Origin of the sequence: Sphingomonas gei (genome assembly GCF_004792685.1) — a bacterium.
Taxonomy (GTDB): domain Bacteria; phylum Pseudomonadota; class Alphaproteobacteria; order Sphingomonadales; family Sphingomonadaceae; genus Sphingomonas; species Sphingomonas gei.
This window is the reverse complement of sequence record NZ_SRXT01000004.1, coordinates 76,193-99,548: the sequence shown is the minus strand read 5'-3', so window position 1 is coordinate 99,548 and position 23,356 is coordinate 76,193. Positions and strand designations below refer to the sequence as shown.

The 23,356-nt window shown below is 67.6% G+C and carries 26 protein-coding genes; 24 read left to right on the top strand and 2 right to left on the bottom strand.

The genetic code is table 11. From position 1 onward, the window contains the following. Window positions 1-23 precede the first annotated feature (23 nt). From E5A73_RS10195 to E5A73_RS10160, 8 genes are all read left to right on the top strand, one after another. Window positions 24-671 carry a motility protein A gene (locus tag E5A73_RS10195; RefSeq protein WP_135963734.1) on the top strand — a complete coding sequence of 216 codons (648 nt, stop codon included), beginning with the start codon at window positions 24-26 and terminating at the stop codon, window positions 669-671. Continuing rightward, window positions 668-1,159 (top strand): flagellar motor protein MotB, encoded by a 492-nt coding sequence (locus E5A73_RS10190; protein ID WP_240700125.1) that lies wholly within the window; start codon window positions 668-670, stop codon window positions 1,157-1,159. Before E5A73_RS10195 ends, E5A73_RS10190 begins: the two co-directional genes overlap by 4 nt. Before the next feature lie 32 nt (window positions 1,160-1,191). After that, window positions 1,192-1,695 (top strand): flagella basal body P-ring formation protein FlgA, encoded by a 504-nt coding sequence (locus tag E5A73_RS10185; RefSeq protein ID WP_135963733.1) that lies wholly within the window; start codon window positions 1,192-1,194, stop codon window positions 1,693-1,695. A gap of 72 nt (window positions 1,696-1,767) precedes the next feature. Continuing rightward, complete coding sequence (gene flgM, locus E5A73_RS10180; RefSeq protein ID WP_135963732.1) at window positions 1,768-2,061, top strand: flagellar biosynthesis anti-sigma factor FlgM; 294 nt, start codon at window positions 1,768-1,770, stop codon at window positions 2,059-2,061. Then, window positions 2,048-2,359, top strand: coding sequence for a flagellar protein FlgN (locus tag E5A73_RS10175; RefSeq protein ID WP_135963731.1), 312 nt, complete (start codon window positions 2,048-2,050; stop codon window positions 2,357-2,359). The genes flgM and E5A73_RS10175 overlap by 14 nt, the downstream gene beginning before the upstream one ends. A 61-nt stretch (window positions 2,360-2,420) precedes the next feature. Further along, a complete protein-coding gene (locus tag E5A73_RS10170; protein WP_135963730.1) occupies window positions 2,421-3,281 on the top strand; it encodes a lytic transglycosylase domain-containing protein in 861 nt (286 codons plus the stop codon). A 4-nt stretch (window positions 3,282-3,285) separates the two neighbouring features. Further along, window positions 3,286-5,364, top strand: coding sequence for a flagellar biosynthesis protein FlhA (gene flhA, locus E5A73_RS10165; RefSeq protein ID WP_240700124.1), 2,079 nt, complete (start codon window positions 3,286-3,288; stop codon window positions 5,362-5,364). Then, window positions 5,361-6,128: a sigma-70 family RNA polymerase sigma factor gene (locus E5A73_RS10160; protein ID WP_240700123.1), complete on the top strand. Its 768-nt coding sequence runs from the start codon at window positions 5,361-5,363 to the stop codon at window positions 6,126-6,128. The genes flhA and E5A73_RS10160 overlap by 4 nt, the downstream gene beginning before the upstream one ends. Here E5A73_RS10160 and E5A73_RS10155 read toward each other — a convergent pair whose 3' ends face one another. Both E5A73_RS10155 and E5A73_RS10150 read right to left on the bottom strand, forming a co-directional pair. Further along, complete coding sequence (locus E5A73_RS10155; protein ID WP_206366457.1) at window positions 6,129-8,771, bottom strand: glycoside hydrolase family 3 protein; 2,643 nt, start codon at window positions 8,769-8,771, stop codon at window positions 6,129-6,131. It abuts the gene before it with no gap. 191 nt (window positions 8,772-8,962) lie between these two features. After that, the gene (locus E5A73_RS10150; RefSeq protein WP_135963729.1) at window positions 8,963-9,793 is read right to left on the bottom strand and encodes a flagellin N-terminal helical domain-containing protein; all 831 of its coding nucleotides are present in this window, start codon (window positions 9,791-9,793) and stop codon (window positions 8,963-8,965) included. Between the two features lie 216 nt (window positions 9,794-10,009). On the opposite strand from E5A73_RS10150, the gene E5A73_RS10145 reads away from it, so the two are divergent. From E5A73_RS10145 to flhB, 16 genes are all read left to right on the top strand, one after another. Further along, entirely contained in the window at window positions 10,010-11,254 is a 1,245-nt protein-coding gene (locus tag E5A73_RS10145; protein WP_135963728.1) for a sigma-54 interaction domain-containing protein, read from the top strand. Beyond that, window positions 11,251-11,589, top strand: coding sequence for a flagellar hook-basal body complex protein FliE (gene fliE, locus E5A73_RS10140; protein ID WP_135963727.1), 339 nt, complete (start codon window positions 11,251-11,253; stop codon window positions 11,587-11,589). Before E5A73_RS10145 ends, fliE begins: the two co-directional genes overlap by 4 nt. A gap of 4 nt (window positions 11,590-11,593) precedes the next feature. Further along, window positions 11,594-13,246: a flagellar basal-body MS-ring/collar protein FliF gene (gene fliF / locus E5A73_RS10135; protein WP_135963726.1), complete on the top strand. Its 1,653-nt coding sequence runs from the start codon at window positions 11,594-11,596 to the stop codon at window positions 13,244-13,246. Continuing rightward, window positions 13,243-14,253 carry a flagellar motor switch protein FliG gene (fliG, locus tag E5A73_RS10130; RefSeq protein WP_135963725.1) on the top strand — a complete coding sequence of 337 codons (1,011 nt, stop codon included), beginning with the start codon at window positions 13,243-13,245 and terminating at the stop codon, window positions 14,251-14,253. Before fliF ends, fliG begins: the two co-directional genes overlap by 4 nt. Then, on the top strand, window positions 14,246-14,971 hold the full coding sequence (locus tag E5A73_RS10125; protein WP_135963724.1) for a FliH/SctL family protein: 726 nt from the start codon (window positions 14,246-14,248) through the stop codon (window positions 14,969-14,971). The genes fliG and E5A73_RS10125 overlap by 8 nt, the downstream gene beginning before the upstream one ends. Continuing rightward, window positions 14,965-16,293, top strand: a complete 1,329-nt coding sequence (locus tag E5A73_RS10120) for a FliI/YscN family ATPase (protein ID WP_135963723.1) — start codon at window positions 14,965-14,967, stop codon at window positions 16,291-16,293. Before E5A73_RS10125 ends, E5A73_RS10120 begins: the two co-directional genes overlap by 7 nt. Next, window positions 16,286-16,708, top strand: a complete 423-nt coding sequence (locus tag E5A73_RS10115; protein ID WP_135963722.1) for a hypothetical protein — start codon at window positions 16,286-16,288, stop codon at window positions 16,706-16,708. Before E5A73_RS10120 ends, E5A73_RS10115 begins: the two co-directional genes overlap by 8 nt. A gap of 33 nt (window positions 16,709-16,741) precedes the next feature. Beyond that, window positions 16,742-18,088: a flagellar hook-length control protein FliK gene (locus tag E5A73_RS10110; protein WP_135963721.1), complete on the top strand. Its 1,347-nt coding sequence runs from the start codon at window positions 16,742-16,744 to the stop codon at window positions 18,086-18,088. A gap of 17 nt (window positions 18,089-18,105) precedes the next feature. Continuing rightward, on the top strand, window positions 18,106-18,717 hold the full coding sequence (locus E5A73_RS10105; protein WP_135963720.1) for a flagellar basal body-associated FliL family protein: 612 nt from the start codon (window positions 18,106-18,108) through the stop codon (window positions 18,715-18,717). 6 nt (window positions 18,718-18,723) lie between these two features. Continuing rightward, complete coding sequence (locus tag E5A73_RS10100) at window positions 18,724-19,668, top strand: FliM/FliN family flagellar motor switch protein (RefSeq protein WP_135963719.1); 945 nt, start codon at window positions 18,724-18,726, stop codon at window positions 19,666-19,668. After that, window positions 19,665-19,964 carry a flagellar motor switch protein FliN gene (fliN, locus tag E5A73_RS10095; RefSeq protein ID WP_135963718.1) on the top strand — a complete coding sequence of 100 codons (300 nt, stop codon included), beginning with the start codon at window positions 19,665-19,667 and terminating at the stop codon, window positions 19,962-19,964. The genes E5A73_RS10100 and fliN overlap by 4 nt, the downstream gene beginning before the upstream one ends. Beyond that, a complete protein-coding gene (locus E5A73_RS10090; protein WP_240700122.1) occupies window positions 19,964-20,215 on the top strand; it encodes a flagellar biosynthetic protein FliO in 252 nt (83 codons plus the stop codon). Before fliN ends, E5A73_RS10090 begins: the two co-directional genes overlap by 1 nt. Next, a complete protein-coding gene (fliP, locus tag E5A73_RS10085) occupies window positions 20,215-21,030 on the top strand; it encodes a flagellar type III secretion system pore protein FliP (protein WP_135963716.1) in 816 nt (271 codons plus the stop codon). The genes E5A73_RS10090 and fliP overlap by 1 nt, the downstream gene beginning before the upstream one ends. A gap of 2 nt (window positions 21,031-21,032) precedes the next feature. Further along, window positions 21,033-21,302 (top strand): flagellar biosynthesis protein FliQ, encoded by a 270-nt coding sequence (gene fliQ, locus E5A73_RS10080; protein ID WP_135963715.1) that lies wholly within the window; start codon window positions 21,033-21,035, stop codon window positions 21,300-21,302. Window positions 21,303-21,441: 139 nt separating this feature from the next. Continuing rightward, the gene (fliR, locus tag E5A73_RS10075; RefSeq protein ID WP_206366455.1) at window positions 21,442-22,209 is read left to right on the top strand and encodes a flagellar biosynthetic protein FliR; all 768 of its coding nucleotides are present in this window, start codon (window positions 21,442-21,444) and stop codon (window positions 22,207-22,209) included. Beyond that, on the top strand, window positions 22,209-23,345 hold the full coding sequence (gene flhB, locus E5A73_RS10070; protein WP_135963714.1) for a flagellar type III secretion system protein FlhB: 1,137 nt from the start codon (window positions 22,209-22,211) through the stop codon (window positions 23,343-23,345). Before fliR ends, flhB begins: the two co-directional genes overlap by 1 nt. Window positions 23,346-23,356: the final 11 nt, after the last annotated feature.

The following is a 23,356-nucleotide window of genomic DNA, read 5'->3' as shown; positions in this document are numbered from 1 at the left end:
CCGGGGCTTGCAAACACGAGCGCATGAACTTCGCGCCCTTTCTCGATCCCGTAGCGCTCGCCATCGTGCTGGGCGGAACGGTGGTCGCCGTGCTGCTGCGGACTCCGCTCGGCGATCTCGGCCGCGGCCTCGCCGCGCTCCGTACGCTTGGGCGCCGCCGTTTCCACGTCGAGCCGCTGCTCGCGCAGGTTGCCGCCTTCGGCCGCATCGCCCAGCGCCATGGCGTGATCGCGCTCGATCGCTCGGTGATCGCCGATCCCGACCTAGCCGCCGCCGTTGCCGCGATCGTCGACGGCGCGTCGCCCGAGCACGTCGCGGCATTGCTCGATCAGTGTCGAGTCGCCCGCTTCGAGCGGCACCGCGCCGCTGCGGAGATGTGGAGCGGCATGGCCGACATCGCGCCGGCGATGGGAATGATCGGCACGCTGATCGGGCTGGTCCAGATGTTCACGGCGATGCGTGATCCGAAAGCGATCGGCGCCGCGATGGCAGTGGCCTTGCTCACGACGCTCTACGGCGCAGTCATCGCCTGCCTTATCGCCACCCCGGTGGCCTCGCGGCTCAAGCGCTACGCGCGGCACGAGGCGCAGGAGCGTGCCCGGCTGGCCACGCCGCTCGCCGAGCTCGCCATTGTCCAGCCGCGCCTCGCCGCGCGCGAGCTCGCCGCGTGACGCTCGACGACGATCCCCCCGCCCGGCCGATCTGGCTGACCACGCTCGCCGACCTCGCCTTGCTGCTGGTCGGCTTCTTCGTGCTGCTCCAGGCCGATCGGGTCGATCCGAATACGCTCGCCGCGGGTTTCCGCGCCGGCTTCGGCGTCAAGGAGCAGGCGCCGGCGATGCCGGTGGATCTCGCCGCAGTCACCGGCTTCGCGACTGGTTCGGCGGAGCTGCCCGCCGCCGCCGACGCGCTTGCCTGGGCACGCATCGCCGCCGCCGATCCACGCACGCGCCTGCGCGTCATCGGCGAAGTGGACGGCAGCGCCGGCGATGTCGACGCGCTCACCGGCAGCGGCCCGATCCTCGCCGCCGACCGGGCCCGTGCTGTTGCCGCGATTCTCGTCCGTTCGGGTGCAGTGGCGCCTGGGCGCATCGCCATCGCCACTGCGCGCGGCCGGCGCCGTGCGGTTCTCTCGCTCGGTTATGACGGCGGTCGATGATCTGCCACCCAGACTCACTCAAGGAGCCTTTCATGCTGCTGTCCCTCGTTCTCGCCGCCGCAACCCCCGCGGCCGCGCAGGATTTCCAGTCAACGCAGGTGCTCGATACGATCGTCGGACAATTCACCGGCAAGCCGCTCGGCGCGCAGGGTGGGGCGCGGACGCCGATCGACAAGCGGCTCAAGCTCCAGCCCTGCGCCGCGCCGCAGCTCGAATGGCGCAGCGAGGCGAAGGATGCCGTGGTCGTCCGCTGCATGGCCCCGGCCTGGCGTATCTTCGTGCCGGTCGACGCCGTGCCAACGCCGAAGGTCGCGCCCGTCGCCGCGCAGATGCCTGCCGCGGTCAGGCCCGCGCCGGTGATCCGCCGCGGCGATCCGATCACCGTCGAGGCCGGCGCACCCGGCTTCTCGATCAGCCGCGAAGGCGTGGCGATGGGCGATGCCGCGCCGGGCGCGCGGCTGATGGTCAAGGTCGATGACAAGAAGCCGCCGATCCAGGCGGTGGCACTCGAAGCGGGCCGTGCGCGGCTGCCCTGACATTTTTTGCTAAAGCCCTCGCTGAAGCAGTCGTTCCTATCGCTGCAGGATCAGTTTCCCGAGGACGCAATCATGGTGGATCCCATCGGCAACAAGGCAGGCGCGGTCGCTGACCGCCGCATTGCGCCGGTCGCTCCCGCCGCTCCAGTAGCGGCGGCAAAGCCCACCTCGAACGAGGTCAGGGCGGTCGAATCGACCGCGGTCCAGTTGACGGGGACAATGGCCGCGAAGCCTCCGGTCGATGCTGAGCGAGTCGCCAAGATCCGCAAGGCGATCGAAGACGGCAAGTTCCCGATCTATCCGACGACGATCGCCGACCGGCTGCTCGCGCTCAAGCTCGAATGGAGCCCCAATGACCCGGCGTGACGCGCTGATCCAGGTCATCGAATCGCTTCACGCCGAGATCGCGGCGCTGAAGGCCAATGACGTTGTAGCGCTCGAGGCCGCGACGCACGCGAAGCTCACCGGCATCGACAGCGTCGCATTGTATGATGGCGAAGCGCCGTCGCGCGAGGTCAAGGAGCTCGCCGCCGAGGCGCACCGGCTCAACGAGACCTGCCGGATCTACGTCAATCTGATGGCGGCAAATGTCCGCCGCCGCCTGCAACTTCTTTCCGGCGAAGCGGCGCCGGCCTATCGCCCTGGGGGATACGCGATCGCCTGACGGCTGACTGGCACGCTCTTTGCTGATCCTGCCTTACCCAGGGCAATCGGATCACAGCTCGATGAGCATCGTATCGGTCACTTCAAAGGCAGGCATCCAGACGGCGATCGCCGCCGCCAGCCGCAAGACCGGAATCGACTTCAACTATCTGCTGGGTCAGGCGCAGGTCGAGAGCGGCATGCGCGCCAATGCGCGCGCCACCACATCCAGCGCCACCGGGCTCTATCAGTTCATCGAGCAGAGCTGGCTCGGCGTGATCAAGGATCACGGCGCCGAGCACGGCCTCGGCTGGGCATCGGATTCGATCCGCCAGACCGCCGGCGGGCGCTATGTCGTCAGCGACTCCGCGACGCGCCGCGCGATCCTCGACATGCGCAGCGATCCCGGGACGGCTGCATTGATGGCCGCCGAACACGCCTCGGACAACAAGGCCGCGCTCGAGCAAAGGCTCGATCGTCCGGCCACCGGCACCGATCTCTACATGGCGCATTTCCTGGGGCAGGGCGGTGCTGCGAAATTCCTCGGCGCGATGGCGGCGAACCCCGAGCGCATTGGCGCGGCGATGTTCCCTGCCGCCGCCCGCGCCAATCGCGGGATATTCTATGCCAGCAACGGCCAGCCGCGGACGCTCAGCGAGATCTACAGCCGCTTCGCCGGCAAGCTCGACCAGGGCGCCGCCGCGGTCGGCGCGACCGGGCTCGCCTCGGACGGGTTCGACGCATTGTCCGCGGGCCTCGATCCCTTTGGGGACACCGAGGTCCTGCTCGGCAATGGTGCAGTCGATGGCGATCGCCATTGGATCGAGACCACGCTGGCCCAGCTGGGCGCGGCGCGGCCGCCAGCCGAGCCGGTCAATCCGTTCCGGCCGACGCCCGAGACCGCCAAGCTGGCCTATCTGATGCTCGCGAAGCTGGGGGCCTGACCACATGAACGGACGGTCCCTGCCCGCCGGCTTCGGCCCGGCGATGCGAAGCTTCGCGCTGCCCGGCGCGATCCTGCTGCTCGTCGCCCTGCTCGTGGTGCCGATCCCGGCCTTCCTGCTCGACGTCTTCTTCATCATGAACATCATGATCAGCCTCGCGGTGCTGATGGTCGCGCTCAATGCGCAGAAGCCGCTCGATTTCTCGGCCTTCCCGACCGTGTTGCTGTTCGCCACCCTGTTCCGCCTCGGCCTCAACGTCGCCTCGACGCGTGTCGTATTGGTCAACGGGCATGAAGGCGGCGCCGCGGCCGGCCATGTCATCGAGGCGTTCGGCACCTTTCTGATCGGCGGCGACTATGTCGTCGGAATCGTCGTCTTCGCGGTATTGATGATCATCAACATGATCGTCGTCACCAAGGGCGCCGGCCGGGTTTCCGAAGTCAGCGCCCGCTTCACCCTCGACGCCTTGCCCGGCAAGCAGATGGCGATCGATGCCGATCTCAACGCCGGGCTGATGACTCCCGACGAGGCACGCGCGCGTCGCATCGAAGTCGCGACTGAAGCCGATTTCTACGGTGCGATGGACGGTTCGTCCAAGTTCGTGAAGGGCGACGCCGTCGCGGGGCTGCTGATCCTTGGCATCAACATCATCGGCGGGCTGATCCTCGGCGTGGTCAGCCACCACATGGCGGTGGGCGACGCGGCGCAGGCCTATATCATGCTGGCGATCGGCGACGCGCTGGTCGCGCAACTGCCGGCGCTGGTGCTGTCGATCGCCGCCGCGGCAATCGTCACGCGAGTCAATTCGAAGCATGATCTCGCCGGGCAGATCGGCAGCCAGTTCGGCAGCCACAAGACCTGGACTCCGGTCGCGGTGATCCTCGGGCTGCTCGGCGTGATGCCCGGCATGCCGCATCTGGTGATCCTGCCCGCCGCCGCCGCCGCCGGGTTCGCCGCGTGGAAACTGCGCGCGCATGCCAATCGCCCGGCCCCGCCGGAGCCGATGGCCGAGCCCGCCGACCTGTCGAAGATCGGCTGGGACGAAGTCACCGACAATATGCAAGTGATGCTCGATATCGGTTACGGGCTGGTGCCCTTGGTCGACGAGCGCCGCGGCGGGCCGCTGATGGGGCGGATCACCGGGGTCCGGCGCCAGCTCTCGAAAGATCTCGGCTTCGTCGTGCCGCAGGTTCGCGTGCGCGACGACATCAATCTCGCGCCGTTCACCTATCGCATCGTCATCGGCGGCGTGGTCGTGGGCGAAGACACAGTGTCGCCCGACCAGATGCTCGCGCTCGACACCGGCCAGGCAGCCGGCAAGCTGCAGGGCAAGCCGGTGCACGACCCGACCTTCGGGCTAGACGCGGTGTGGATCGCCGGCGGCGACGCTGATGCCGCGACCGGCGCGGGCTATCTCGTCGTCGATCCGGGTACCGTCGTCGCGACGCATCTCAACCATGTGCTGATTCAGAACGCCGCCGACCTGCTCGGCCCCGACGAAGTCCAGGCGCTGCTCGACGGACTCAAGGAGCGCGCCGCCTCGCTGGTGGCGTCGCTGTGCCCGCAGCCGGTGCCGCTCACTACGCTCACCAGCGTGCTGCGCGGGCTGCTGCTGGAGAATGTGCCGCTCAAGGAATTCCGCCGCATCGCCGCGGCGATCGCGGTCGCCGCGCAGAAGACGCTCGATGCCGAAGAGATCCTCGAACTGATCCGCCCCGAGCTCGGTCCGCTGATCATCCAGCGGCTGTGCGGGGTGCGCGAGCCGCTGCGCGTGATGACGCTCGAAGGCCAGCTCGAGGCCTTGCTTGGCCAGGCGGTGCGCTCGGATCCGTCGCGCCGGCATACGATCGAGCCCGATCTCGGCCGGCGCATCGCCGATGCGCTCCAGCATGCCGCCGGCCCGCTGATCGCCGAGGCCAAGCCCTTCGCGCTCGTCGTCCAGCCGGCGATCCGCGTCGCGATCCGCAAATTGGTCAAGTCGATCCTTCCTGACACGCCGGTGATGAGCTTCTTCGAAGTGCCCGAAGACAAGGCCGTCGAAGTCGTCGCGGTGATCGGTGCGCCGGAGGCGCTGGCCGCATGAACGTCCATTCTCCCAGGAACCTCAAGCACATGGCTTCTTTCGCGACCGCGCCGCTGACCTATGACCGCGCGCCTTCGCCGCAGCGCGACGCCGAGGCGATGGTGCGCAAGCATCTGCCTTTGGTGCGCCGCATCGCCTGGCACGTCCACGGCTCGATGAGTTCGATCGTCGAGGTCGAGGATCTGATCCAGATCGGCATGGTCGCGCTGATCGAGGCGGTGAACGGGTTCGAGGATCGTGGCCAGGTCAGCTTCGAGCAATATCTGGTGACGCGCGTCCGCGGTGCGATGATCGATGAACTGCGCCGCCAGGCGACTCTCACTCGCGGCGCGATGCGACGGCGAAAGGCCTATCAGGAGACGGTGTCGACATTGGCGGCCGAATTGGGCCACGCGCCCAACGACGCGCAGGTCGCCGACAGGCTCGGCGTCACCCCCGAAAAGCTGCGCGCCGAATATGCCAGCGCCGAAGCGGTGCGGTTCGATTCGATTGACGAGACCTATTCGGACGAATCGCCGTGGTTCATGTCCGACGCGCCGGACGCCTTCGACCAGCTCGCCGAGGGCGACCAGCGCGCGGCGCTGATCGCTGCGATCTCAGAGTTGCCGACCCGCGAAGCGCAGGTCATCCAGCTTTATTATGTCGAGGAACTCAACCTCGAGGAGATCGGCCAGGTGCTCGGCGTCGGTGCCGCGCGGGTCTGCCAGATCAAGGCCGGAGCGCATGCCCGCCTCAAGCGCGCGCTCCAGCGCCGCCTCGGCTGATTATCGCGGCAACACTGCGCCTGCGCGGAGCTCGAGCTGTGCGGCGACCCCCGCCGCTGCCGGCAGTCCCGGCCGTGCAACCGGCTGGCCGCCGCCGATCCACAGGTCGACGCGCCCCGGCACGAGCCGGCGGACGCCCTTGGCATCGACCACGCTCAGCGCACGAGCGTCGAGCGTGAAGCGGACCCGCCGGGTCTCGCCCTTCTTGAGATGAAGGCGCTCGAACCGCTCGAGCGCGCGAACCGGTGCGCCGGCGGCGCCGGGATGTGAGACATAGAGCTGGACGACCTCGTCGCCGTCGCGCGCGCCGACATTGCCGACCTCGACCGAGACAGCGACCTTGCCGTCCGCGCCGACGCGGGCGCTGCTCAGCGTTGGGGCCGAATAACGGAAGCGCGTATAGCTGAGGCCGTGGCCGAACGGATACAGCGGCGCGCCGGTGAAGTAGCGATAGGTCCGCCCCGCCATCCTGTAGTCGGTGAACGCAGGGAGCTGGTCGGCCGACTTGTAGAAGGTCACCGGCAGCCGCCCGGCGGGGCTGAAGTCGCCGGCGAGCAGCCCGGCCACTGCGTGCCCGCCATCGCCGCCCGGATACCAGGCCTCGACGATCGCCGGGACATGCGCGTCGGCCCAGTTCACGCCGAGGGCACTGCCGTTCATCAGCACGAGCACCAGCGGCTTGCCGGTCGCATGGATGCGCTGGAGCAATTTCTGCTGCGATGCCGGCAAGTCGAGGCTGGTGCGATCGCCGCCCGCGAAGCCCGGCGCCTTGACCTTCATCTCCTCGCCTTCGATCCGCGCCGAAAGCCCGCCGACGAACACCACCAGATCGGCCTGCTTCGCCGCTGCGATGGCATGGCCCTCATCGGCGCTCGGCGGGCTCCATAGCAGCTGCTGGCTGCTGCGCTGGCCGCGCTGGAAACCCTCGACTCGCAGCGGATAATGGCGGCCCTTCTCGAGCGTGATCTTCCCCGACAGGATCGACGGCGCATCGCCGACGCCCCATTCGTCGATCACCAATTTGTCGCCGACCCAGATGCGATAGCCATTCTCGCTGGCGAAGCGGAAGCCGTATTCGCCGCTCTCCGGCGCAACCAGCGTGCCGGTCCAGCGCGCCGAGGTCTCGCGCTCGCCGAGCCAGTCGAATCGCGCATTGGGCTGGGTGCTAGTCTCGGTGACGGAGCCCTGCAGATCGGGGCCCTTGAAGAACTCCACCTTGAGCCCGCGCGTCGCGCAGGCCGCATCGACGCAGAGCATGTCGTCGGGCACCGCGACTTCGGCCGCGCCGATCAGGCCGGTGCCCTGCACGTGCAATATCCTCGCGCCGGGGTAGCGCGCCCGGATCCCGTCGAGCACCGTCACCGGCTTGGAGGGGGTGCCGTAATAATTGCCGACCAGCGCGTCGAAACTGTCGGCATTGGGGCCGATGACGGCGATCGTCTTCGGGGTCCCCTTGATCGGCAGCAGATCGCCCTTGTTCTTGAGCAGCACCATCGACGCCTCGGCCATTTTCCGGGAAAGCGCGCGATGTTCGGGCGTGTCATAGTCCTTCGCGGTGATGTCGGCGAAGGGCGGTTGCGGGTCGAACAGCCCCAGCCGAACCCGCGCCTCGAACAGCCGCAGCAGCGAGCGGTCGACCACGGCTTCGGGCAATTGCCCCGTTTTCACTGCCGCGACGATATTCTCCGGGTCGGTGGTCATCTCGTTGCGATAGTCGCCGCAGATCAGATCCATGCCTGCCTTGAACCCGACCGCCACGCCCTCGGCCGCGGTCTTGGTGTAATGCAGCGCATCTTCGCGATAGATGTTCGCGGCTGCGCCGCAATCCGAGACGACATAGCCCTTGAAGCCCCAGCTCCTGCGCAGCGTCTCTTCCATCAGGAAGCTGTTCGCGCAGCCCGGCACGCCATCCACGGCGTTGTACACGCACATGACCGATTCGACCTTGCCCTCGGTCACCGTCGCGCGGAACGCCGGCAGATAGGTGTCCTCGAGGTCGTGCGCGCTCGGATGGACGTCTTCGCGGTGGCGATTGCTCTCGGGGCCGCTGTGCACCGCGAAATGCTTCGAGGTGGCGACGGTCTTGAGGAATTTGGGATCATCGCCCTGCAGCCCGGTGATGAAGGCGATCCCCAGCCGTCCCGATAGATAGGGGTCCTCGCCATAGGTCTCCTGCCCGCGGCCCCAGCGCGGATCGCGGAAGATATTGATGTTGGGCGACCAGACGGTCAGCCCGCGATAGAAATCGCTGCCGCCGTCGGGATGGCGCCGCTCGAGATGTTTGGCGCGGAATTCGGTCGCGATCGTGTCGCCGACCTGATGCAGCAGCGGCGCATCCCACGACGCGGCCATCCCGATCGCCTGCGGAAACACCGTGGCGATGCCGGCGCGGGCGACGCCGTGCAGGCCCTCGTTCCACCAATTATATTGGGGTATTCCCAACCGCGGGATGGCGGGCGCGGTGTGGCCGAGCTGATGCGCCTTTTCGTCGAGCGTCATCCGCGCGATCACGTCGCGTGCACGCTGCTCGGGGGTGGCCGAGGGATCAACCAGCTTTCCGGGGGCGGCGGTCTGCGCGGTGGCCAGCGGCGCCCATGCGCTCGACGCCAGCACGACGAGCGCAATCGTCAGCTTGTGAGTCACTTACAGCCTCTCCATTCTTGTTTGGAGCGAGGCTATCGCATTTCTGTTAACGCTACCAGCGCCAACCTCCGGCAATAGGAAAACCCCGGCGGCCACACGGACCACCGGGGTTCCTCTTGCGCCCCCTCCGACGCGGAGAGGTGACCGGCCGCGGTGCCTGTCAGGGGGGTGACACCCCGACCGGCACGCGCTTAACGGAGCAGCGAAAGAACCGTTTGCTGGCTCTGGTTCGCCTGGGCGAGCATCGCCGTCGAAGCCTGAGACAGGATCTGTGCCTTGGCGAGCGCGGTCGTCTCGGCCGAGAAATCGGCGTCTTCGATGCGGCTGCGCGCGTCCGACAGGTTGGTGACGTTGGTGGTGAGGTTGTTGACCACCGATTCGAGCCGGCTCTGCGACGCACCGAGCCCGGCGCGGGCAGTGTTGACTGCAATCAGCGCCGCGTCGGCGTTGGTCAGCGTGGTGCCGGCATTGGCGACGCTGTCGACCTTGTAATCGGTCGCCTGGAAATCGTCGCTATCGAAGAACGCCTTGGTCAGCGCGACGGTGTCGGTGCTGTTGATGCCGACCTGGATCGTCACGTCGTCGCTGGCGGTATCGGTCGCGGCATAGTCGAACACCGCGACGCCGTTGAACTTGGTGTTGGTCAGGATCGATTGGATCTGCGTGGTCAGCGCAGTCGCTTCCTTGTCGAGATTGGCGCGGTCGGTGGTGCTGTAGGTGCCCGAAGCCGATTGGACCGCCAGCTCGCGGATGCGCTGCAGCATGTTGCTCACTTCGTCCAGCGCGCCATCGGCGGTCTGGGCCAGCGAGATGCCGTCGTTCGCGTTGCGCACTGCCTGGTTCATGCCGCGGATCGACGCAGTCATCGTCGAGGCGATGGCGAGGCCGGCGGCATCGTCCTTCGCGTTGTTGATGCGCTTGCCGGTCGACAGGCGCTCCATCGCAGTGCCCAGCAGCTTGTTCGCCGAATTCGAAGCGTTCGAAGCACGCAGCGAGGCGATGTTGGTTCCGATAACAGTCATGTTCATCTCCATGCTCGTCGGCTTCCCGCGTCCCCCCTGAACGGGAAAGCGGAGCCGCCAAGCCAAGGAACGGCCGGGCAAATCCCGGCTTAAGAAAAAAATCGTCCATCCCGCGCGCGCGTAGACGCGCCGGAACCGCAGAAGTGCGTTGTTGCGAAGTTTTACGGCGAATTAACCAACCTTCGTCCAAACAGCCTCCACAACAGGGGGTCACTCATGCGCTCGATCGTTCCTTCGGCAGCAGTTCTCCGGCAGAAATACGCGCTCGTTTCGGCGCTTCGGGCGCAGGGCTTCGCGATCGGATCTTGCGAAGACGGCAAGCCCGGTGCGCAGGATCTCTTCCTGATCGCCGACGGCGAAGTCCCCCCAGCGGCAGCGCGCACGCTGATCCTTGGCGAGGGCCCGCGCACCGCGATCCCGTTCCGCGACGGCAACCCCGCCCGGCTGCGCTATGGCCACGAGGATTCGGCGATCGGTGCCGGTTTCGCCAGCGCGATGGCGCGCGGCCCCTACGAACCCGTCGCCGCCGATCCCGAGAGCCTTGCATTGCTCGCGCTCGCCGAGCGCGTCGCGGTGTCCGACATCACCGTGCTGATCAACGGGCCCACCGGCACCGGCAAGGAAGTGCTGGCCAAGGCGATCCACCTGGGCTCGAGCCGCCGCGACGGTCCGTTCGTCGCGATCAATTGCGCCGCGCTCCCCGAGAGCATGCTCGAAGCGATGCTGTTCGGCCACCAGAAGGGTTCGTTCACCGGCGCTTCGTCGGGCGGGCAGGGCTTTTTCCGCGCTGCCAATGGCGGCACCTTGCTGCTCGATGAAATCGCCGAGATGCCGCTCGGGCTCCAGGCCAAATTGCTCCGCGCATTGCAGGAACGCGAAGTCGTCCCGATCGGCGGCACCGTGCCCGAGAAGATCGACGTCCGCGTCATCGCCTGCGCCAACCGCGATCTGCAGGGCGAAGTCACCGCCGGCCGCTTCCGCGCCGATCTCTATTACCGCCTCGCCGTCTTCCCGCTCGCGACCAAGGCGCTCGCCGAGCGTCCCGGCGACATTGCCGCGCTCGCCGCGGCGATGGTGCTTCGGCACGCGGGCGCCCGTTCGGCTCTGCCGTGGATCACCGCCGAGGCAGTCGAGATCCTCGCCGATCACGATTGGCCCGGCAATGTCCGCGAACTCGAGAACGTCATCCAGCGCGCCTTGCTGCTCGCCCCCGGCGACACGATCGGCGCGGAGCATCTGATCTTCGATCGCCGTCCCGAGATGCGCCAGGAGCGTCCCGAGACACTGAGCAACATCGTCCAGATGCACGAATTCCAGGCGATCCGCGAGACGCTCGCCGAGTGCAATGGCAGCCGGATCGAGACCGCGAAGCGGCTCGGCATCTCCGAGCGGACCCTGCGCTATCGCCTTGCCAAGGCGCGCGAACAGGGTGACGACATCGCCCAGGCGGCGTCGGCATGAGCGTCACCGGCCCGATGAGCGTCGACCGCGTCCTGGCGCTCCGCTCGCAGATCCTCGAGCGCAACGCTGCGCTCACGCGCGCGCAGCAGGCGCCGGCGCCGACCGAGACCAAGCCGGCGAGCTTCGTCGATACGTTCCAGGACGCCTTCAAGTCGGTCAACCAGGCGCAAGCGCAGGCCGGGGCGCTCTCCGAAAGCTATGAGCGCGGCGAGACGATCGACATCGCCAAGGTGATGCTCGCCCGCCAGCAGGCCTCGGTCGGCTTCGAGGCGACCTTGCAGGTCCGCAACAAACTCCTGTCCGCATACAAGGACATCATGAGCATGCCGGTCTGATCCGATGAGCAACGCACTCACCCCCGCCGACGCCCCCGGAAACCCGGCCCGCAATCCGCTCAAGCAGGTCTCGGGCCTGCTCGGCCAGCCTGCGGTCAAGCGCAGCCTGCCGCTGGTCTTCCTCGTCGGGCTGATCCTCGCCGGCTTCCTCGCCTGGTCGATGGTGTCGACTTCGCCCCAGCGCATCCTGTTCGCCAATGTCAGCGATGCCGACAAGGCGGCGATCGCGTCGGCGCTCGAAGGCGCCAATATCGCCAACAGCATTGACGGCGCAGGCTCGATCACCGTCGCCGAGGACGATTACCACAAGGCGCGGATGCTGCTCGCCAGCGAAGGCCTGCCCAAGGCTGCGCCGGGCGGCTATGCGATCCTCGACAATCTGCCGATGGGCGTCAGCCGCGCGGTCGAAGGCGAGCGCATGCGCCAGGCGCGCGAGACCGAGCTCGCCCGCTCGATCCAGGAGATCGACGCGGTCGCCGAGGCGCGGGTCCATCTCGCCACGCCCGAGGCCTCGGCCTTCGTCCGCGATCGGGCCGCGCCTTCGGCAAGCGTCATCCTCAAGCTCCAGCCGGGCCGCGCGCTCGGCGAGCCGCAGATCCGCGCGATCGTCAATCTCGTCGCCTCGTCGGTGCCGGGGATGCAGCCTGACGCCGTGACGATCGTCGACCAGATGGGCGCCTTGCTGTCCAAATCGGGCGGAAAGGATGGCGCCAGCGCCGGCGACACCCGCATCGATTTCCAGCGCCGCGTCGAGGACAAGTATCGCGAGCAGCTCGCCCAATTGCTCACTCCGATGGTTGGTGCCGGCAATTTCACTGCCGAGGTCCAGGCCGATGTCGATCTCGACGAGAGCCAGGCGACGCGCGAAAGCTATGACAAAGCGGGCCAGGTGATGCGCGCCGAACAGGGCGCGTGGACCGGCACGATGAAGGACGGTGCGACACCCGGCGGCATTCCCGGGACGCTGTCGAACACGCCGCCGCCGGCGAGCACCCTGGTCGCCCCCAATGCCGGCGGCGCCACCGCTTCGGCCGCACCAGCCGCTCCCACCGCGCCGCAGACCAAGCAGAGCGACAGCTTCACCCGTACGTATGAGACCGGCAAGGAAATCTCGGTCACCCGTGCCACTCCCGGCAATGTCCGCCGCCTGTCGGTCGCGGTGCTGCTGCGCGAGGAGCCCGGCAAGCCGCGCGGTATCGCCGAGATCAACCAGATCAACGAACTGGTCCGCGCCACGGTGGGCTATAGCGCCCAGCGCCAGGACCAGGTCACCGTGGTCAGCCGCAAGTTCAGCGTCGCCGCCGACGCCGGCAAGGCGGGGCTTGCCTGGTACGAGGCCGAATGGGTGCCGATGGCCGCACGCAACGCCACCGCTTTGGTGATCGCCTTGCTGGTCCTCTTTTTCGGCGTGCGCCCGCTGACCAAGGCGCTGCTCAAAAAGCGCGAGGACGCCACGCCGCGCGCCGCGCTGCCCATCGGCGGTCACAACCCGGAGGACGGCGCCCACGCGCCGGCGCCGACGGTGTCCATCGACATGCTCGAGGATCGCGGCAACAGCTATGACGACCGCGTCGGGCTGGTCCGCGGCTTCACCCGTGAGAACCCGGCGCGCGCCGCATTGGCGGTGCGCGACATGATCAAGGCGGACGCGGCATGACCGCGCTGCGCAGCTTCAACGGCGTCGAGCGCGCTGCGGTGCTGATGATGCTGGTCGGCGAGGAGGAAGCCGCGGCGATCCTCCAGAAACTCGATCCCGACGAGGTTCGCGATCTCGGCCGCGCGATGTTCACCGTCGCCGATGTCAGCGAGGCCGAAGTCGATCAGGTGCTCGACGATTTCGTGTTCAAGGCGCGCGGCCGCTCCAGCGTGGTGTTCGATCCGCGCCCGCAGATTGCAGGGATGATGACCCGGGCGCTCGGCAGCCAACGGGCCGAGGGCGTGCTCGCGCGGATCATGCCCGCCCAAGCCAGTGCCGGGCTCGAGCAATTGCAATGGCTCGAACCCGAGGAAATCGCCGCGATGATCGCCGAGGAGCATCCGCAGATCGCCGCGGTCTTGCTCGCCCAGCTCGATTCCGAAATCGCCGCGCAGGTGTTCGATCACCTGCCGCAGGACGTCCAGCCGCAGATTCTGCGCCGCGTCGCCAAATTGGGGCCCGTGCCCCCCGAAGCGGTCGAAACCCTCAAGGCGATGCTGTCGACGCGCGCCGCTGGCGGCCGCAAATCGATCGGCCTCCAGCTCGGCGGCACCCGCGAGGCGGCGAAGATCCTGTCGGGCGCGCGGAAAGTCACCGAGCAGCGGGTGATGCCCAAGCTCGCCAAGATCGACCGCGAAGTCGCCAGGGCGATCGAAGAGGCGATGTTCGTCTTCGACAATCTGCTCGAGCTCGACGACAAGAACCTCTCGACGCTGATCCGCAGCGTCGATGCCGATGTGCTCACCAAGTCGTTGAAGGGCGTCGAGGAGGATGTCCGCAATCGCTTCCTGGGCTGCATGTCGAGCCGCGCCGCCGACGGCATTCGCGACGAGATGGAAGCGCGCGGGCCGATGAAGCTCGCCGACGTGCTCGACGCGCAGAAGGTGATGATCGCCATCGCACGCGGGCTGGTGAAGGACGGCACACTCCAGATGCCGGGCAAGGGCGGAGACGACGATTATGTCTGAATTCGCTCCGGGTTTCGCCAGCCGCATCCAGGCGGCCGCGCACGTGCTGCATCGCGCCTTTGGGGATGGCGCACAGTTCGCCGCGGCGGATATCGGCAGCATCGGCCGCCGTGGTTTCGAGGAGCCCGCGGTAACGCCGCGTCACTTCTCGCCCGCCGATCCGGGGGTGAACCCGACCGAGGGATGGGACCCCTTTGCCGCCGACGCGCCGCCGGCACCCAGCGCTTTCGTCGATCCGATCGCCGCGGCCCATGATGCCGGCTTTGCGCAAGGCCGCGCGGCCGCGCTCGCCGAAATCGAGGAAGTCCGCGCCCGCGAAGCCGCCTTGCTCGACCAGGTATCGCAGGCGCTCGCCGCCGGCGCGCACTTCGACCGCGAGCGCATGGCGGGACACCTCCGCCAAACCGTGCTCCATCTGGTCCAGCGCATGATCGGCGAAATCGGAGTCGCGCCGGACGTGCTCGCGGGCCGTATCACGGCGGCTGTCGACTTGCTTGCCGACGGCGCCGAATCGGCGCTGCTCCGGCTGCACCCCGATGATGTCGTGCTCGTCCAGGGCAAGCTCCCGGCGACGATCTTCCCGATAGGCGACCCGCATGTCACCCGCGGCAGCTTCGTCATCGAGAGCGCCTCGACGATCGTCGAGGACGGCCCCGAAATCTGGCTCGAGCAGCTCGCTCTGGCGATCGACCGCGTTCCGATCCCGCCTGCATGCTGAACACATTCACCGACGACTATCTCGACGGGCTCGGCTGTCGAGACTTTGCGCCGCGTGCCAAGGTTTCGGGACGCCTGTCTTCCTATGACGGGTTGCTGATGGAGGCGGTCGGCCTCTCGCTTCCCGTCGGCACGGTGTGCACGGTCGGCGACGGCGCCACTCGAATCGAGGCCGAAGTGATCGGCTTCCGCGCCGGCCGGACGCTGATGATGAATCTCGGCGGTCCTGCCGCCTTGCTCCCCAATGCGCCCGTCCGCCCGATCGGTTCGCCCGGCGAGGCGGAGGTTGGCGCCGCGTTGCTCGGCCGCGTCGTCGATGGCGCCGGCAAACCGATCGACGGGCTCGGCCCGGTCCGCGGAGCCGGCAAATGGCCGCTCGCGGGCAAGCTCCAGTCGCCGCTCGATCGGGGCCGCGTGCTCCAGCCGCTCGACGTGGGCGTTCGCGCGATCAACGGGCTGCTCACCATCGGCCAGGGCCAGCGCGTCGGCATCATGGCCGGCTCGGGAGTCGGCAAGTCGGTGCTGCTCGGGATGATCGTCCGCGCGGCGCAAGCCGACGTCGTCGTGGTCGGGCTGATCGGCGAACGCTCGCGCGAAGTCGCCGATTTCCTCGAGACCAAAGTCTTCGGCGCTGCGCGCGCGCGCGCGGTGGTGGTGGCGGTACCCGCCAATCACTCGCCGGTGCTCCGCATCCGCGGCGCGCTGCGCGCCACTGCGATCGCCGAGGCCTTCCGCGCCGAAGGCAAGCAAGTCCTGCTGATCATGGATTCGCTGACGCGCGTCGCGCATGCCGGCCGCGAGATCGGCCTCGCACTCGGCGAACCGGCGAGCGCGCGGGGATACCCGCCAAGTGCCATCGCGATGCTGCCCAGTCTGATCGAACGCGCAGGCACTTGCGTGTCGTCGGGGGGCTCGATCACTGCGATCTACACCGTGCTCGCCGACGGCGATGACGGCAACGATCCGGTGGTCGACAGCGCGCGCTCGATCCTCGACGGGCATATCGTGCTCAGCCGGGCGCTTGCCGAACGCGGCGTTTATCCCGCGATCGATCTGGGGCCATCGGTCAGCCGGGTGATGACCGACATCGCCACCAAGGATCACCTCTACGCCGCCCGGGTGCTGCGCCGGCACCTTGCGACCTATGAGGAAAACCGCGATTTGGTGCTGATGGGCGCTTATCGCCCCGGCGCCGATCCCGAGATCGACGCGGCGATCGCCTGCCACCCTGCGGTGATGGAATATGTCCGCCAGGGCGCCGACGAAATCGTCACTTTGCCCGACGCCGTCGCCGAACTGACCGGCGTGTTCGGCGATGGCTAGGACCGCGGAGAAGCTCGAACGGCTGCTTCGCGTCCGCACGCTCCAGCTCGGGCAGGTTCGTGCCGCCGAAGTCGATGCGCGCACCAGGGTCGACCAGGAGGAATCGCTGCGGGAGCGCATTGCCGCCCTGGCTGCCAATATCGCGCCGGCGGGCGCGACGACCTTCGCCACTTCGCTGATCGCCGCCGCGCATTATCGCGATCGGCTTCACCAATCAGCGCACGCCGCCGAGCGCCGCGTCGTCGTCGCGCACCAAGGCCTCGAATCGGCGCGCGCCGCGACCCGCGAGGCGCAGCGCGACCAGAGTGCGATCGAGAAATTGATCGCGCGCGAGGACGTCAAGGCCGCATTCAAGGCATTGCGCGAGCTCGAGGGTCTCCCGGCGACTGCGCGAAAACGGCACGATATTTGCTGAACAGGCGGTGAGGGTTTCACCGGGGTTTCGCACTTGATCCAGCTTACGTTTCTTCCTGCCTCGCCGCACGGGCCGGTTCGCCCGGCGCTGCTCGGACCGGCGGGCACCAGCAGCTTTGCGCTGGCGCTGGGAACGCTCGCTTTGTCGCCGACGGCTAAGGGTGAGGGCCTGCTGCCCGAGCGGCAAATGCTCGCAGAGGCCGGCAAGGATTTGCCGGACCCTGTGCCGGTTGCCGCCGAAGACGACGACAGCGAAGACACGCCAGACCGGGCTGAAATCGCGTTTGCGTGGTTCGCGATCTCTCCGACACCGAATCCCGCTATCCCGCAAGGCATTGCCGCATCCACTGTCGGGATAGCGGCGAGGATGCGCGCGGAGGATGGCGGAGCCGCCGCGCTTCCGGACCTGGACCCCGCCGCGCCGCGGCCGAGCGACTCCGCTTCCGGGAGCGCGGCCCCGAACGCGCCCGCTGCGAAAACGGGGATCGTGCCTCTGGCGGCAATGCCTGCCGCTCCCGCCGCCGCACCGGTATTTACCGACCGCGTCGACGTACCGACCGCACAGGCGGGCGATACACCGCAGCTTGCCCTCGCGAAGGCCGCGCAGGATCACCCGGGCGCCGCGCCTGCAGCCAGTGCCGCGCCCGCCGACCCCGACGCAATCGCAGCCAAAGCCGCAACCCTGCCGGGTCGAGTCGACCAGCCGGTTCGCACCACCGGATCGGAGTTCCAGCCGACGCCGCAACCAGCCGGGCAGGCCCCCACGCCGGAGGCGTCGCGCGCTGCCGTGCCGAATACACCCGCTTTGCCCCCGCTTGCGCCGGCGATCGAGACCGCGATCCTCGCGAGCGGGCCCGCGATCCTGCCGCCCGCTCGCCGCGCGCCCGCCATTGAGCTCGCGGCGCTCGCGCTCGCACCGTCGGCGGCCGATGCGCTCCGTCCGCATGCAGTCACCGCTGCGGGCGATGTCCAGCAGAGTGCGATCGACATGCGCCGACAGGAATGGGTGGGCAAGATGGTCGACCAGATCGAGGCGCTGCGCGATGCCGCGCCGGTGCGCGAGACGCGGCTCAGCCTCGCGCCCGAGGCTCTCGGCAAGGTCGAGGTGTCGATCCGCCACGAAGGCGATCGCGTCCATGTCCATTTCGCCACCGAGACCCAGGCCGCGCGCCAGCTGATCGCCGATGCCCAGCCGCGGCTCGGCGAACTGGCCGAAGCGCGGGGGATCAAGCTCGGCCAGACCAGTTTCGAAAGCGGCACCGCCGGGCAGGGCCCGAATCGCGACACCCGCGACCATTCGGGGGCGCAGCAGTCGCGCCAGCCGCGCCCCGCCAATTCCGATTCACCCGTCGGCACCGCCGACGATGATCGCATCGCCTGAGATCGACGGAGACCATCATGGCCGACACGCAAGCAACGCCCGCCAAGGGCAAGAGCAAGAAACTGATCATCGTGCTGGGGCTGCCGATCGTGCTGCTCGGCACCGGCGGCGGCGCCGCAGTGTACGGGATGCAGGCGGGCTGGTTCAGCGTGAAACCCGCCGAAGCCGATTCGGACGAGCCCAGGCTGCTCCCCAAGAGCGAAGAAAAGCGCGCCGCAGCGAAAGGCGACGGCGGCGGGCACGGAGAAGAAGGCGGAGCCTCGGCAGGCAGCCATGGCAAGGCTACGCCCAAGGGCGAGGGCGGCGACAAATATGCCTCGAGCTATTATCCGATGGAGAAGGAATTCACGTCCAACCTCCAGGACAGCGTCCACTTCATCCAAGTCGGCATCGCCGTCTCGACGCCATATGACGAACGCGTCCTCGAAAACATCAAGACGCATGAGATCGCCATTCGCTCGCAGGTGCTGATGGCGCTCGGAGAAACCAGCGAAGACGAAGTGTTTACTGCCGAGGGCAAGCGCCGCATCCAGGATCGCCTGGTCAAGGCGGTCAACGCCGTCCTGAAGGAAAAGGAAGGTTTCGGGGGCGTAAGTAACGTCTACTTTACCAATTTCATTGTTCAGTGAACGGGCATGGTTAACGTCCCTTCAGACACCGGCACTGCCGAACGGCGCGAACGCCCCCGGGCCGGCGCTGCGCACGCCCCGGCCCTGGGCAGCGCGAACCTCAATCCGTTCGGCGATCTCGTCACGCTGCAGCATCTCTGCGCGCGGCTGGCCAAGGCGCTCAAGCCGGTGTTCGATGGCGTGCTGCGCGCCGATCTGCGCTGCTGGGCCGAGCCGCTCGCGGTCCAGCGCTGGGCCGATTACCGCGCCGAGCGCGGGCACGGCCTCACCGCCTGGCAGCCGCTGGTAATGGGCAATGCGCGGGCCCGCGTCCAGCTTGCGCTCGACGTGACGCTGGTGCTCGAGATGCTCGACGCATTTTTCGGCGGCGATGGCGAGGCGCCCAATCCGCTGCCGGTCGACTTCACTCCCGCCGCCGAAACTTTGGTCGCGCGGCTCGCCACGATGCTGGCAACGCCGCTCGAAGCCGCATGGGAGCCGCTCACCCGAGTCGCATTCCGCGCAGAGGGCGCCAATCTTGCCACGCTTCCCGAGCTCGCCGGCGACGATCCCGTCATAGTCACCCGCTTCGGCATTGCGATCGGCGAGCGCAAGCCCGCCTTTATCGACATCCTCTACCCCGTTGCCGCGCTCAAGCCGCACGGCGCCGCGCTGACCGTCAAGGTCCATGGCCTCCCTGCCGAAGTCGAGCCCGAATGGCGCAGCGGCCTGACGCGCGCCGTGATGGGGGTGCGGTTCCCGATCCGCTCGGTGCTTGCCGAGCCGGTGGTCCCGCTCGGCCTGTTGCTCGATCTCAAGCAGGGCGACGTGATCCCGATCGATTTCGGCCCCGAAGTTCCGGTGATGGTGGCATCGCGCCGCCTCGGCACCGGCCTTGTCGGCACTGCCAACGGCCGCGCCGCGGTCCGGCTCACCCAACTCGAACCGCTCTGCGAAGAGGATTTCCGATGAACGACATGGCTGGGGGCTTCCCCCTCGATTCCGCGCTGGCGACCAATTTCCGGCTGCTCCAGGATGTCGACGTCAAGCTGACCGTCGAGATCGGCTCGACATCGTTGTCGCTGCGCGAATTGCTCGCGCTCGGCGAGGAAAGCGTGATCGAGCTCGACCGCGACGCCAACGAATTGCTCGACATCTTCGTTAACGGCACGCTGATCGGCCGCGGCGAAGTTGTCACCGTCGGCGAGAAGTTCGGCGTGCGAATGACCGAATTGGTCAGCCCGGAGAAGCGGACCGCGCGCGCATGATGTGGTCGTACATCCTCAAGCTGGTGATCCTGCTGCCGCTCGTCTGCGGATTGCTGATCGGCTGCCTCTATGCGTGGCGCAAGCTCGAGGCGCGGCTGCCGAAGAACCAGGGCACGCGGATGGTCCAGGTCAGGGAGACGATGATGCTGGCGCCCGGGCTCCGCCTCGCGGTGGTCGAGTTCGAAGGGCAGAAACTGCTCGTCTCGGTCAGCCGAAGCGGCGTCACTCTGGTGGACAAGGCGGCAGGCTGATGTTGGCGAAGCTCTCGGCGCCCCGCACGATCGGCGGGCGCGCGGCCCTGTTCGTCGGCCTGCTGGCGTTCGTCATCCTCTTCGCCGCGCCGGCATTCGCCCAGGCAGTGCCGGCGCCGGCACCCGTTCCCGGCGTAGGTGACGCAGTCGATCGCGCGCTCGGCGATCTCGGCGGCGGCGACGCGCCGCTCAGTCTGTCGCTGCAGGTCCTCATCATCATGGGGCTGCTCACGGTATTGCCCGGCATCCTGCTGATGATGACGAGTTTCACCCGGATCATCATCGTCCTGTCGGTGCTGCGTCAGGCGCTCGGCCTCCAGCAGACTCCGCCCAACCAGGTGCTGATTGGCCTCTCGCTGTTTCTCAGCTTCTTCATCATGTCGCCGGTGATCAACCAGGCCAATACGACGGCGATCCAGCCTTATGCGGCCGGTCAGATCAGCGCGACGCTGATGATCGAGGGCACCGGCAAGGCGCTCCACGGCTTCATGATCAAGCAGACGCGCAACCGCGACGTGAAGATGTTCGCCGACATGGCCAAGGCGGGTCCGTTCGCCACTTCCGCCGACGTGCCCTTCTCGGTGCTGCTCCCGGCCTATGTGACCAGCGAATTGAAGACCGCGTTCCAGATCGGCTTCCTGATCTTCCTGCCGTTCATCGTCATCGATCTCGTCGTGGCCACGGTGCTGATGAGCCTCGGCATGATGATGATGTCGCCGACGATCATCTCGCTGCCGTTCAAGCTTTTGCTGTTCGTCCTGGTCGACGGCTGGGCGCTGACGATGGGCAGCCTCGCCGCGAGCTTCGCGACCTAGCCGTGGACGCCGATTATTTCCTCACCGTCGCGCGCGAGGCGATGTGGATCCTCGCATTGGCCTCGGCGCCGATCCTGATCCCGGCTTTGCTGTCTGGGCTGATCCTCGGCATGGTCCAGGCGGCGACCTCGATCCAGGAGCAGACGCTCAGCTTCGTGCCCAAATTGATCGTCGTGGCGGTGAGCCTGGTGATCTTCGGCGGGATGATCCTCGGACTGATCGGCGATTTCACGATCAGCATCTTCGAACGCATCCCGGATCTGGTGAAGTGAAAAATCCTCTCCCATTGGGAGAGGGAGGGCCCCACTCGGCGCAGCCGAGCGGGGGGGTGAGGGCAGTTACCTTACACTACCCTCACCCTTCCGCCGACTTCGTCGGCTCCGTCCCTCTCCCGATGGGAGAGGGAATTTGATGGGCTTCGGCCTCGCGATCGAGCCGCAGCTGTGGACCCTGCTGTTCGCGATGGTCCGCATCGGCGCGGCATTCGTCGCGGCGCCGGTGTTCAGCGCCGTCGCGATCCCGCTGCCGGCGCGAATCGCGCTCACCGGCGCGATCGGCGTGCTGGTGATCAACACCACCCACATCACCCCGCCCGCCGAAATCTTCTCGCTCACCACGATGCTCGCCGTTGCCGCCGAGGCGCTGGTCGGGCTTGCACTCGGCTTCGTCGTCCAGATCGCCTTCGCCGCGCCGCTGGTGGCGAGCGAAGTCATCGGCATGTCGATGGGGCTCGGCTTCGCCAATGCGGTGGATCCCAATAGCGGGCATTCGACTCCGGCGCTCGGCCAGTTCCTGTCGCTGCTGCTGACCTTGCTGTTCCTCGCAGTCGACGGCCATCTTGTCCTGGTCGACCTCGTCGTGCGCAGCTACGTCGCGCTGCCCCCCGGCGCCTGGCTCGCGCCCGAGCGGCTGCTCGGCATCGCCATGTTCGGCGGATACGCCTTCCTCGCCGGGTTGCTCCTCGCGCTGCCGGTCGGTTTCCTGCTGCTCTGCCTCAACGTCGTCGTCGGCATGCTCAGCCGCGCGGCTCCCGCGCTCAACCTGTTCGCGGTCGGCCTGCCTGCCAGTCTGGCGATGGGCGTGGTCGCGATCCTGCTCGCGCTGCCGGCGATGGGCGATTACCTCCTGATCATCATCCGCGAGGCGCTCGACGCCGCGCCGCGATTGGTGCTGGGCTGATGTCGGAGAGCTTCGGCGAAAAGACGGAAGCCCCGACACCGCGCCGCAAGCGCAAGGCAGTCGAGGAAGGTCAGCTTCTCAAATCGAAGGATTTCGGCACTGCGTTGGTGATCCTGGTCGGCTGCTTTTGGATGGCGTTTCTCGGCCCGTCGCTGATCGGCGCATGCAAGGAAGTGATGACCGCGAGCTTCTCGTTCGGCCGCGGCGACGTCGAGCATTTCGAGCCTTGGCGCCCGCTCGCCGCGGCCGGGTGGAAGCTCGCGCCGTCGCTCGCCGGGCTGCTCGCGCTGAGCGTGGTCGCCGCGATCCTCGGCCAGGCCGGGCTCGGCTCGATCGGCTGGAACAACAAATTGTTCGCGCCCAAGGCGTCGCGCGTGAATCCGGCGTCGGGGCTCAAGCGGATGTTCGGGCCCACCGGCTGGATCGAGCTCGGCAAGTCGCTGCTCAAGGTGCTGCTGCTCGGCGCGATGGGCGCCTGGATGCTGCGATCGATCACCACCCGTTCGCTCGGCCAGGTGTCGACCGATCTTCCCGGCGCGGTCGGCTCGCTCGGCGGCCAATTCCTCACTTTGATGTTCGTCATGGCGGCCGGGCTGCTGATCATCGCCGGAATCGACTTGCCGATCCAGATGATCCGCCACTTCCGCCAGCTGCGCATGACCAAGCAGGAGGTCAAGGAAGAGCATAAGGAAAGCGAAGGATCGCCCGAGCTCAAGGCGCAGCAGCGTGCACGGCAACGCGAGATATTGAAGGGCGGCTATCGCAAGACCGTCGCCACGGCGCATGTCGTGCTCACCAATCCGACGCACTTCTCGGTCGCATTGCGCTATGATTCGGGCAAGGATCAGGTCCCGGTCGTCGTCGCCAAGGGGCGTGGCCAGACCGCGCTGGCGATCCGCGAACTCGCCGGCGAGTTCGCCGTGCCGGTGCTCGAATATCCGCAACTCGCCCGCGCGGTCTATTACACCAGCCGCGAAGGGCAGGAGGTCCGCGACGATCTCTATCAGGCGATCGCGATCGTCCTCGCCTTCGTGTTCGGGATCAACGCCCGCGCCGGCGCGACGCAGCCGCCGGTCACCGTTCCGCCGGGCGCATTGTTCGACGAGGACGGCCAGAAAATCGAGCGTCCGGCCTAAAGCGCGCGGCT

What these genes read in the sequence shown, in the direction of transcription:
- E5A73_RS10195 (WP_135963734.1), top strand. Translation starts at nt 24, where the DNA reads ATGAACTTCGCGCCCTTTCTCGATCCCGTAGCGCTCGCCATCGTGCTG.
- E5A73_RS10185 (WP_135963733.1), top strand. Translation starts at nt 1,192, where the DNA reads ATGCTGCTGTCCCTCGTTCTCGCCGCCGCAACCCCCGCGGCCGCGCAG.
- flgM (WP_135963732.1), top strand. Translation starts at nt 1,768, where the DNA reads ATGGTGGATCCCATCGGCAACAAGGCAGGCGCGGTCGCTGACCGCCGC.
- E5A73_RS10175 (WP_135963731.1), top strand. Translation starts at nt 2,048, where the DNA reads ATGACCCGGCGTGACGCGCTGATCCAGGTCATCGAATCGCTTCACGCC.
- E5A73_RS10170 (WP_135963730.1), top strand. Translation starts at nt 2,421, where the DNA reads ATGAGCATCGTATCGGTCACTTCAAAGGCAGGCATCCAGACGGCGATC.
- flhA (WP_240700124.1), top strand. Translation starts at nt 3,286, where the DNA reads ATGAACGGACGGTCCCTGCCCGCCGGCTTCGGCCCGGCGATGCGAAGC.
- E5A73_RS10160 (WP_240700123.1), top strand. Translation starts at nt 5,361, where the DNA reads ATGAACGTCCATTCTCCCAGGAACCTCAAGCACATGGCTTCTTTCGCG.
- E5A73_RS10150 (WP_135963729.1), bottom strand. Translation starts at nt 9,793, where the DNA reads ATGACTGTTATCGGAACCAACATCGCCTCGCTGCGTGCTTCGAACGCT.
- E5A73_RS10145 (WP_135963728.1), top strand. Translation starts at nt 10,010, where the DNA reads ATGCGCTCGATCGTTCCTTCGGCAGCAGTTCTCCGGCAGAAATACGCG.
- fliE (WP_135963727.1), top strand. Translation starts at nt 11,251, where the DNA reads ATGAGCGTCACCGGCCCGATGAGCGTCGACCGCGTCCTGGCGCTCCGC.
- fliF (WP_135963726.1), top strand. Translation starts at nt 11,594, where the DNA reads ATGAGCAACGCACTCACCCCCGCCGACGCCCCCGGAAACCCGGCCCGC.
- fliG (WP_135963725.1), top strand. Translation starts at nt 13,243, where the DNA reads ATGACCGCGCTGCGCAGCTTCAACGGCGTCGAGCGCGCTGCGGTGCTG.
- E5A73_RS10125 (WP_135963724.1), top strand. Translation starts at nt 14,246, where the DNA reads ATGTCTGAATTCGCTCCGGGTTTCGCCAGCCGCATCCAGGCGGCCGCG.
- E5A73_RS10120 (WP_135963723.1), top strand. Translation starts at nt 14,965, where the DNA reads ATGCTGAACACATTCACCGACGACTATCTCGACGGGCTCGGCTGTCGA.
- E5A73_RS10115 (WP_135963722.1), top strand. Translation starts at nt 16,286, where the DNA reads ATGGCTAGGACCGCGGAGAAGCTCGAACGGCTGCTTCGCGTCCGCACG.
- E5A73_RS10105 (WP_135963720.1), top strand. Translation starts at nt 18,106, where the DNA reads ATGGCCGACACGCAAGCAACGCCCGCCAAGGGCAAGAGCAAGAAACTG.
- E5A73_RS10100 (WP_135963719.1), top strand. Translation starts at nt 18,724, where the DNA reads ATGGTTAACGTCCCTTCAGACACCGGCACTGCCGAACGGCGCGAACGC.
- fliN (WP_135963718.1), top strand. Translation starts at nt 19,665, where the DNA reads ATGAACGACATGGCTGGGGGCTTCCCCCTCGATTCCGCGCTGGCGACC.
- E5A73_RS10090 (WP_240700122.1), top strand. Translation starts at nt 19,964, where the DNA reads ATGTGGTCGTACATCCTCAAGCTGGTGATCCTGCTGCCGCTCGTCTGC.
- fliP (WP_135963716.1), top strand. Translation starts at nt 20,215, where the DNA reads ATGTTGGCGAAGCTCTCGGCGCCCCGCACGATCGGCGGGCGCGCGGCC.
- fliR (WP_206366455.1), top strand. Translation starts at nt 21,442, where the DNA reads ATGGGCTTCGGCCTCGCGATCGAGCCGCAGCTGTGGACCCTGCTGTTC.
- flhB (WP_135963714.1), top strand. Translation starts at nt 22,209, where the DNA reads ATGTCGGAGAGCTTCGGCGAAAAGACGGAAGCCCCGACACCGCGCCGC.